Source organism: Streptomyces sp. NPDC050743 (assembly GCF_044456925.1).
GTDB lineage: Bacteria > Actinomycetota > Actinomycetes > Streptomycetales > Streptomycetaceae > Streptomyces.
In genome coordinates, this window is record NZ_JBITGJ010000201.1 from 1 (window position 1) to 7,685 (window position 7,685).

The following is a 7,685-nucleotide window of genomic DNA, read 5'->3' on the forward strand; positions in this document are numbered from 1 at the left end:
GTGGACATAGCCGCTGACGAGGCTGACCTTGCCGCTGAAGGTAGCGGCGTTGCTGGCCGTGGCCACCGAGCCGATCTGAAAGTGTAGTTACGGACTGTATCCGTGCGCGCGGCCATCTGACTCCCCGGCAGATGGCCGCGGATGGGGAGTTCCAACTGGCCACTGACACGTGGTGAAACCGTCTTCGATCCACTGGCGTCTAGGGCGTGTGCTGAAAGTGGGTCAAGGTAGTGGTTGAGTAATCACGGCGGGATGAGGCGATCTCGCCTCGATCTGGCTTACCTGCACCCCATCCGACGGGCCAGGCTCCCGATCTGGCACAAAGTGCCTGATCACACAGGGGGTGTGGGTGTTATCGTCCCTCGCATGGCTGAACTGATCGCTCCCACGGGACGGCTGCATTCCTCGTGGCTCACGGCGCGTAACGAGTGGCAGCCTGGTGCTCACCAGGACGGGGCTGGCCTGCGTCTGGTTGGTGACGATGACCTCGACAGCCCGGAAGTGTTCGCCTCATGGGTCGAGCGACTGCGACAGCAATCGGACCGGTCGCTGCCTGTCGGGGAAGGACGTGTCCACGCTACCCACTGGTGGATCGTCGACGGCGAAACATACCTCGGGGCCATCGACCTTCGGCACTATCTGAACGCCTTTCTGTTGGAAGGCGGCGGACACATCGGTTACAGCGTTCGGCCTTCTGCCAGGAGACGCGGACTGGCCTCGTGGGCGCTGGGAGAGGTTCTACTCAAGGCGCCGGCGCTCGGTCTGGACCGGGTCCTTCTCACCTGTGACGATGGCAACGTCGGCTCGGCGCGCACCATCGAAAGCAACGGCGGCGTCCTCGAAGATGTGCGCAGCACCGAAGCCGGGGTCAAGCGCCGCTACTGGATCGCTCTCGACGGCGCTGGTCACAGCCATTCATTGATGGCTGCGACGAGGACGGTCGCCTCGTAGCGGACCGCGAGCTTGTCGTACCTCGTGGCCACGGCGCGGTGTCTTTTCAGGCGATTGATGCCGCACTCGACCGCGTGTCTCGCCTTGTAGTCCTCGGGGTCGAACTTCGGCGGACGGCCGTCGAGCGAGCCGCGCTTCTTGCGGTTGCGGGCCTGGTCAGCCTTGTCCGGGATGGTGCAGCGGATGTCGCGCCGCCGCAGGTAGGCGCGGTTCTTCCGGGAGGCGTACGCCTTGTCCGCGCGCACCCGCCTCGGCCGGGTGCGCGGCCTGCCCGACCCCAGGCGGGGCACCCTGATGCGGCCCAGGACGGCCTCGAACTGCGGGGAGTCCCCACGCTGTCCGGCGGTGATCACGATGGACATGGGTTTCTGCCCCTGCTCGATGCCCAGGTGCAACGTGGTGGTCAGCCCGCCGCGCGAGCGTCCGAGCCCGTGGTCGTCCGGCTCGACGGCGACGCCTTCGGGCGGCTCCTTTTGAAGGTCCCCCCTTTACGCGCCCCGGCGGCGTGTTGGTGGGCCCGCACGATCGTCGAGTCGACGTTGATGTCCCAGGTGATCAGGTCCTTCGCATCCGCCCGGGTCTGGAGGGCGGTGAAGATCTGGTGCCACGTTCCGTCCCGCTGTCAGCGGCGAAACAGGTCGTACACCCGACCCCACGGCCCGTACTCGGCGGGCACGTCCCGCCAGGGGACGCCGGTGCGGACCCGGAATCGTATGCCGTCGATCAGTTGCTGCCGGGTCCATATCGGCGGTCGGCCGGGCCTCTTGCCCCTCGGTAACAGCAGCTCCAGCACCGCCCATTGTTCGTCCGTCAGGTCTCCACGCGCCACGAACCAAGATCGTCTCATGGCCAAGATCCACTTTCGCCACACGCCCTAGCGGCATCAGGCACTGGCAGGTAGTGGTATGAGCCCAGGACAGCTTCGTGGCACTTCCCCCCGAACCGCGGCCGCGTTCCCTCCGCTCAGTCCTCGGCGGCCAGTGGGAGGCTCTCGATGACCACGTACGCGGTCATGGTGACCGACCCGTCAGGGAAGTGCTCCTCAGCGCAGCGTGCGGCCCCGAGGACGACGTTCCCAAAGTCCGGGGCCTTCTCCGGGTGGTTCAGGTCGGTGATGGTCTGCGTGTGATTGTCAGTTGCTGATCGTCACCGTGATGTCAGTGGAGGACTCGGCTTGACCAGGGACAAGTCGCTGACCTCCTCCGCCGGTTACTTGTGACACGAGTGGCGAAAGCCGATGTCAACGTCGTGCAGATTGGCAGCTTGTGCGAAGGGCTCCAGTGCGTGTGATGCGCTGGAGCCTCTCGTGGACAGCACGAGTCAGGTCAGTAGGCGACCAATCCTTGGCTGTCCCAGGCGAATTCCACTATGAATGCGGTGCCGTCCTTGACGTCGGTGGCTGCCAGACCCCAGGTACCGACCGTGATGTTGCGGTAGGCATTGCAGTAGGAGCCGCCGGTCGTGGGGTAGAAGCAGGTGCGCACGGGCACATAGTTGAACCCGCCGCCGGCTGCGGTGGTCGGCTTGACGTTGATGTCGTTGCAGTAGGACGTGGCGTGGGCGAGTCCGGATGTGGGCCACACGTACTCGTTCCCGTTGTCGACGGGAATGTAGCTCCTGGCAGTACCCAGGCAGGTTGTTGCGCTGGCTGGCGTGCTGGTTATGACAGTGAGCCCACCGGCCGCCAGAGCAGCGGCTGCCAGGGTTGCGAGGATCCGACGTGCTGACATGCGCGTTCCCCTCTCGATTCGTCTCCGGCGCTCCCGTTCCCCGCCGGCACTTCGAAGAACAGGCGGCATTATGTCGTGGACACGATCGATTGGAAAGGAGTCCAGATTCAGCCGCTGTCGATGGGTCGGCTCTCGGAAGTCGGCGCGACCTCCGGCGCTGCGCTTGCCGCAGGTGCAAGGCGCTGACCATGGGTTTCTCGTCCTTCCAGCTCGACTTTCGACGTTTTCGTTGATCGTCGTGTGGGGCGCTCGGGCGGGTGATGCTGAGGGTCTGCGTGTGATTGTCAGTTGCTGATCGTCACTGTGATGTCAGTGGAGGACTCGGCTTGACCGGGGACAAGTTGCTGACTTCCTCCGCCGGTTACTTGTGACACGAGTGGCGAAAGCGGCCAGGCAGGGTAAGCAAGACACCAAGGCGTACCACGCCTCAGGACCGTGCCGAGGCTGAAAGTCCGGGTCAGACGCGTCTGACCCGGGCTTGCTGTTGGCGTGGTCAGCTGTAGCGCGGGAGCCAGACCGGTGCGCTGCTGCCGCGGGGGAGCAGGATGTCCCGGAAGTGGCCTGGGGTCTTGGACATGACCACCTGGTCGGTGACGCCCTGGTAGCGGCCGCAGGGGGTGTCGGCGCTGAAGGTGTCCGGGTCCAGGTAGGCGTGGGGGGACTCCGGGTCGGGGTTGAGCGAGACCTCATGGGCGTAGTCGCGGTCGAAGACTCCGAGGCTGAGGATCCACGTGGCGATGCGGGTGAGGTTAAGGGTGACGCGGTAGCTGCCGCCCTCGGTGGCGCGGCGCATGAGCGCGGCGATGACCCCGGTGCTGCCCAGCCAGGCCAGGACATAGTCGTTGACGACGCTGATGTACGGCAGTGCCGGCGTGCTGGTGGCCTTGGCGGCGATGCCGTCCTCGCCCTCCATGAGCATGATTCCGGTGAGCGCACCAGCCGTCTGGTCAAAGCCGACGCGTGTGGCCCAGGGGCCCGCCCCGCCGACGAGGGCGAAGTTGAGGTGGATGATGCCGGGACGGATCTCCGCCGCCTCCTCGGCGCTCATGCCGACTTTTTCCAGATAGCCGGGGCGGCGGTTGGCGTAGAAGATGTCGGCATCGCGCAGCAGCCCGCGGATCTGCGCCCGCCCTTCCGGACCGTAGGGGTCGATGGTGACGGAGCGGACGCCGACGTTCGCGCTGTTGTACGTGATGTCGTGTTCCAGTTCGTTGGGCCGCCAGATGTTCAGCACATCCGCGCCGTGTTGGGCCAAGTCCCGGCCGACGCCTGCGCCGGCGATGATGTGGCTCATGCCCAGAGCGCGTACTCCTGACAGCGGCTGGTCCACCGAGGAGGTCAGAGGTTCAGGCTCGCTGTCGCCGATCTTCACGATCTTCACCAGGGGCTCTCGGGCGATGTACTCGCATGCCGGCTCGCGGAGGAACTCCGCTGTGGTGCGGAGCATGGGCATCACCACACCGATCTCATCACCGGCCTTCTCCAGCTCCTCGGCGTTCCATTTGGCAACGGCATCGGCGACGGCTTGCTGCTCGGGCCAGGCGCGGAGCAGCTTGTAGACGCTGTTCTTGATCTTTGGGTAGGGGTTCAGCGGCATCACCCAGTGGCCGTCGCGCGCTTGATAGAAGTTGAAGCCCAGGGGGTTCGTCGGATCTGACGGGGTGCCACCGGGGTAGCCGTTGAGCAGCTCCCACTTCTTGTCGTAGAAGGGGCACAGCCGATGCGGGGCCTTGCGCAGGTCCATCGTGATGTCCTGGCCCTCTCCGCCGCGGTGTCGCCAGAGGGCAGCCAGGGCAACCGACTTCGCCGTCATGCCCAGTGAGGGCACTGCGCCGAGGCGCATGATGCTCGGGACGACCGGGTCGCGGCCGAGGAAAGTGATCTTTCCGCCGGTGTCCTCGGGGCGCAGGCCCACTGAGGCGAGTACTGCGCGCAGGGCTTCGTGGATGTCGAAGCCGCCGTCGTCGGTGAGCGGGTTGTCGATGTTGTGCTGAATGCGGTCGGTGAGTTCTTCAACGCTCATGGGGGACCAGCTTTACGGATTCTCAGGTGTTCGACGGTGGCCGGGGCGAGCCGGCGTCTCGGTTTCCCTGTCGGCTCAGCCGTCGCCGAGGGCACGCATGACGGCAATCTGCGCGCGGTCGCGTTCGGTGGCGAGTTCGTCGATCGTGCCGCCGAATTCCTTGGCCTGCTCGTTCAGCAGCTGCTTGGTGGATTCGTCGAATGCGACGTCCTCCTTGACCATCGCGGCCCAACGGCGCTCCATGCCGACCCCGAGGTGGTCCATGAAGTGGGCGAGGCCGCCCTCGCCACCGCCGAGGTGGAAGCTGCGGAAGGGGCCGGTGCCGGCCCAGCGCTGGCCGATGGACGACGTGACGATGTCGTCGAGTTCCTGCATGGTGACCACGCCTTCGCTCACCAGGTGCACGCACTCGCGGAACATCGCCGCCTGCAACCGGTTCGCCACGAAACCGGGTACCTCTTTGCGTAGCACCTGGGGACGCTTGCCCAGGCCGAGGTAGAAGGCTCGAGCCCGCTCGATCGTCTCCGTCGACGTCTGGTCGCCCGGTACCACTTCGACCAGCGGCACCAGATGCGGCGGGTTGAAGGGGTGCCCGATGACGAGTCGCTCCGGGGCTTTGAGGACCGTGGCGATCTCGGTGGCGGGGATGCCGGAGGTGGAACTGGTGAACAGGGCGTCGGCAGGCGCGTTGGCCTCGATGACGCGCCACATCTCGTGTTTGACCTCCAGCCGCTCCGGGCCGTTCTCCTGCACCACGCCAGCCGTACGGACGGCGGCGGCGAGATCCGGTTCGAAGGACAGGTCCGCAGTGAGCTCGGAGGTGTCCAGCCCCAGCGCCTGCAGCGCCGGTGACGCCTCCGCGATGGTCCTACGTACGGCCTCGTCGACGCCGGGCTGCGGGTCGCTGACCGTGACGGACAGGCCGCGGGCCAGGAACAGTGCCGCCCATGACGCGCCGATGACACCTCCCCCGACCACGGCGGCGCTCCGGAATCCGGCAACGCCGGGGTTCTCGGGCATGGCAATCCCTTCGGTGGCCGACGCTGCGAGGTCAGGCCAGGTAGTCGTGAATGACCTCGCCCGCGCCGAGCCTGAGGTCGGTGAGGATATGAGAGGCGGAGACGATCTCCAGGACCGGCAGGTCTGCCAGCGGGGCCAGCGCATGGGCGAAGAGCTGCAGCCGAGCCGGGCCACTCCAGGAGCCCTTGACGGTGATGTCGGTGATCTGCGAGCGGATGAGTTCGCAAATGCGCGGCGTACCGTCGTAGTTCGGCAGTTTCTTGAGCATGAACGTCGGCTGCGTGACTCCCTGCCGGGCCTCGTCAGCGTCGAGCGGTGCGTGCTTGTAGCCCATCGTCGCCCGCGCGACCGGAAGGGAGCCGAAGTCAAGGCTGCCGACGAGGGTGTCGCTGTCCACGAACAGCCGAGGCTTGCCGACCTTCTTCGGGTAGGCGCTGATCTCACGTCCACTGGCGATGGCCGGGAAGTTGTCGACGTACATCGAGAGGTTGTACTCCCCGGCCACACCGTCGAACTCGACGACGGCGAGCTGCCCCGACTCGGTGTAGTCGCCGAGACCAGTCGTGTTGGGCATCCGCATGACCTCGTAGCAGACCAGCGGCTCCACCACCCGCAGCGGCTCAGGTACCACCCTTTCCAGGGCGGCCGGATCCGTCCGGTAGGTGATCCTCAGATACTCGCGGTCCGTGAACCAGTACGGGCCTCTTGGGAAGGCTGGGGCATCCAGCGGCGTGCTCGTTGCACGAACCACGTCCTCGGCGCGCATAGTTCACCCTTTCGCACCAATTCACCCTGTATAAACCATAGGTGGATATTTCAATCCGTACATCTCGCGGGGATCCGGCGCGGTCCGGCCGCAGCGCACGCTCTCCGCCCGCTGCTGACTCTGCGTGCACGCCAGGTGGCCGTCCGCAGTGGTCCGGGTCAGGGAATGAGCAGGCCAGAAAGGTTGTTGCAACATGCAACCAGAGGCGGCATCACACAGCCACCCCGCCACGCTGCGTCCTCCGACGCCGGGACGGGACCGGTGCCCGGTGGCGCTCACCGGGCACCGCGAGGCTCAAGGCCCGCCTGCACCATGACTCGACGACGGAAGACGATGACTGCGACAGCCACCCTGACCGCCACACGCGAGAAGCCCGCCCACCTTCCGGTCCGGGCACTCGTGGGCTTGTTCCTCACCGGCTTCGCCGCCATGCTGACCGAAGCGCTCCCTGCGGGCCTGCTGCCCGAGATGGGCAGGACACTCGGCGTGAGCGTGGCGGGCGCGGGACAGACCGTGACCATCTACGCGGCGGGCGCCGCTGTCGCGGCGATACCGCTGTCCCGGGCCACCGCCCGCTGGCCGCGCAAGCGTGTCATCCAGCTGACCCTGGTCACCCTCGCCCTAACCAACACACTCACCGCCGTGTCCGGCGCCTACACGCTCACCCTCGTCGTCCGCTTCGTGGCCGGTCTGGCAACCGGCCTCATCTGGAGCCTGCTGGGCGGATACGCCGCCCGGCTGGCCCCGGGCGACAAGCAAGGCAGGGCGATCGCGATCGCCATGGCCGGCGTACCGGTCTCCCTGGCCGTCGGAACCCCGCTCGGTACGCTGCTCGGCCAAGCCGGCGGATGGCAGTTCGCCTTCTGCGCCCTCGCAGGTCTGGCCGCTCTCACCATGCTGTGGGTCCGCGCCACTCTCCCCGCCATGGAAGGGCAGGCGTCCGGCGAACGGCCGAAGGTCTCCACGGTCCTGCGCATCCCCGGACTACGCACCATCCTGTTCGTCGTCGCGACGTTCATCGTCGCCCACAACATCCTCTACACCTACATCGCCGACCTGTTGAAGCACGCGGGCCTGGACGGCCAGCGCGAATGGGTGCTGTTCACCGGGTTCCTCCGAGGATGCCCCGGCCTTCAGGCCGGGGAGGAATCGGACTCCTGCGGAGCAGGGCAGGGACAGCCGGATCGCCGTCAGG

Annotated in this window: 6 protein-coding genes and 1 pseudogene; 2 read left to right on the forward strand and 5 right to left on the reverse strand. The window is 66.5% G+C overall.

Annotation, left to right across the window (positions count from 1 at the left end; genetic code table 11):
- Positions 1–366: 366 nt before the first annotated feature.
- Entirely contained in the window at positions 367–951 is a 585-nt protein-coding gene (locus tag ACIBJF_RS50820) for a GNAT family N-acetyltransferase (RefSeq protein ID WP_399184691.1), read from the forward strand.
- On the opposite strand, the pseudogene ACIBJF_RS50825 reads toward ACIBJF_RS50820, so the two are convergent.
- From ACIBJF_RS50825 to ACIBJF_RS50845, 5 genes and pseudogenes are all read right to left on the reverse strand, one after another.
- Positions 906–1,798: pseudogene (locus ACIBJF_RS50825) on the reverse strand (IS5 family transposase). The gene ACIBJF_RS50820 and the pseudogene ACIBJF_RS50825 overlap by 46 nt on opposite strands.
- Positions 1,799–2,276: 478 nt before the next feature.
- Positions 2,277–2,534 (reverse strand): hypothetical protein, encoded by a 258-nt coding sequence (locus ACIBJF_RS50830; RefSeq protein WP_399184692.1) that lies wholly within the window; start codon positions 2,532–2,534, stop codon positions 2,277–2,279.
- 640 nt (positions 2,535–3,174) lie between these two features.
- Positions 3,175–4,704 carry a CoA transferase gene (locus ACIBJF_RS50835; RefSeq protein ID WP_399184693.1) on the reverse strand — a complete coding sequence of 510 codons (1,530 nt, stop codon included), beginning with the start codon at positions 4,702–4,704 and terminating at the stop codon, positions 3,175–3,177.
- A 75-nt stretch (positions 4,705–4,779) separates the two neighbouring features.
- Positions 4,780–5,724, reverse strand: coding sequence for a 3-hydroxyacyl-CoA dehydrogenase NAD-binding domain-containing protein (locus ACIBJF_RS50840; RefSeq protein WP_399184695.1), 945 nt, complete (start codon positions 5,722–5,724; stop codon positions 4,780–4,782).
- Between the two features lie 31 nt (positions 5,725–5,755).
- Entirely contained in the window at positions 5,756–6,490 is a 735-nt protein-coding gene (locus ACIBJF_RS50845; protein WP_399184696.1) for an acetoacetate decarboxylase, read from the reverse strand.
- 333 nt (positions 6,491–6,823) lie between these two features.
- Between ACIBJF_RS50845 and ACIBJF_RS50850 the strand changes: the two genes are divergently transcribed.
- Positions 6,824–7,685: MFS transporter (locus ACIBJF_RS50850; protein WP_399184697.1), on the forward strand; the 862-nt coding region annotated here is incomplete at its 3' end.